At 36.2% G+C, this 1,407-nt stretch carries 2 protein-coding genes; both read left to right on the plus strand.

Translation table 11 applies throughout. From position 1 onward, the window contains the following. Positions 1-1,041: permease (locus tag I4N53_RS07545; protein WP_214495966.1), on the plus strand; the 1,041-nt coding region annotated here is incomplete at its 5' end. Positions 1,042-1,143: 102 nt separating this feature from the next. After that, entirely contained in the window at positions 1,144-1,383 is a 240-nt protein-coding gene (locus I4N53_RS07550; RefSeq protein WP_003867219.1) for a thioredoxin family protein, read from the plus strand. The last annotated feature ends 24 nt before the right edge of the window (positions 1,384-1,407 follow it).

Here is a 1,407-nt window from a genome sequence, read left to right on the forward strand (position 1 = left end):
AGGCATCATGTATTAACCTGCTTAATACCTGCTCTTTTCATAGCAGGTGCAATTTCAAACTTTATTTCCCAGCAGGCGGTTATGAAATACTTCGGCGGTGGGGCAAAAAAATGGCTTTCCTACGCGGTCGCCTCAGTATCCGGAACAATTCTTGCTGTTTGCTCGTGCACGATTTTGCCACTTTTCACGGGAATTTATAAAAGAGGAGCTGGTCTTGGTCCCGCAATAGCGTTTTTGTATTCGGGACCTGCAATAAACGTCCTTGCAATAATAATGACAGCAAGAATTTTGGGATACAAATTGGGAATAGCAAGGGCAGTTGGGGCAGTGTTATTTTCAATTGTTATTGGCTTAATCATGGAAATAATATTTAAAAAAGAAGATGTGGCAAGGTTGTCAAAAATCTATCAAGTTTCAACAAAAAATGAAGGAAGAAGCCTATTGCAGGATTTTTTGTTTTTTGCAAGCCTTGTATTTATATTAATTTTTGCAGCATGGGGTAAACCCGCACAGCCTGTAGGATTTTTCAGTACTGTATATAACGTAAAATGGTACTTGACAGTATTTTTCCTTGTGATCCTTACAATAATCCTTGTTAAATGGTTCAAAAAAGAAGAAATTACCTCATGGATTGAAGCTACTTGGAGTCTTGCCAAACAGATACTTCCCCTTCTTTTTGCAGGTGTTGCGATAGCAGGATTTTTAATGGGAAGGCCTGGGTATGATGCGGGAATACTCCCCTCAAGGTATGTTGAAGCTCTTGTCGGTGGAAACTCATTACTTTCAAACTTCATTGCTTCAATAATAGGTGCTTTTATGTATTTTTCTACTCTTACAGAAGTTCCCATAATTCAGGGCCTTTTGGGTTACGGTATGGGGCAAGGTCCTGCCCTCGCACTTTTGCTCTCAGGACCTGCTTTGAGTCTCCCCAGCATGCTTGTAATTAATAGCGTCCTCGGACCAAAAAAGACTGTTACCTATGTAAGTTTAGTAATTATAATGTCGACTTTTATTGGATTTGTTTTTGGAAATTTTTTTTAAAACTATTTTAGATTAAATGATTTTCTTTTAAAAATTTATGATAAAATTAAAATGTTTATATGAAAATAAAGCAAATAAATGAAATTAAAGGAGGAAAATACAATGGATATTAAAATTCTTGGAATGGGATGCGCAAAGTGCAAAGCTTTGGAGGAAAATACAAAAGCTGCATTACAAGAACTAGGAATTGAAGCAGAAGTCGAAAAAGTTCAGGATTTAAATAAAATTATAGAATACGTAATGATTACACCTGCTCTCGTGATTAATGAAGAAGTCAAAGTTGCAGGCAGAGTTGCAACAAAGGATGAAATTAAAAAATACATTGAAGAATATACAAAATAAGAGGTGCGATTTTTGCACCTCTTA

Source organism: Thermoanaerobacter sp. CM-CNRG TB177 (genome assembly GCF_018588165.1).
Lineage (GTDB): Bacteria > Bacillota > Thermoanaerobacteria > Thermoanaerobacterales > Thermoanaerobacteraceae > Thermoanaerobacter > Thermoanaerobacter thermocopriae.

What these genes read in the sequence shown, in the direction of transcription:
- I4N53_RS07550 (WP_003867219.1), top strand. Translation starts at nt 1,144, where the DNA reads ATGGATATTAAAATTCTTGGAATGGGATGCGCAAAGTGCAAAGCTTTG.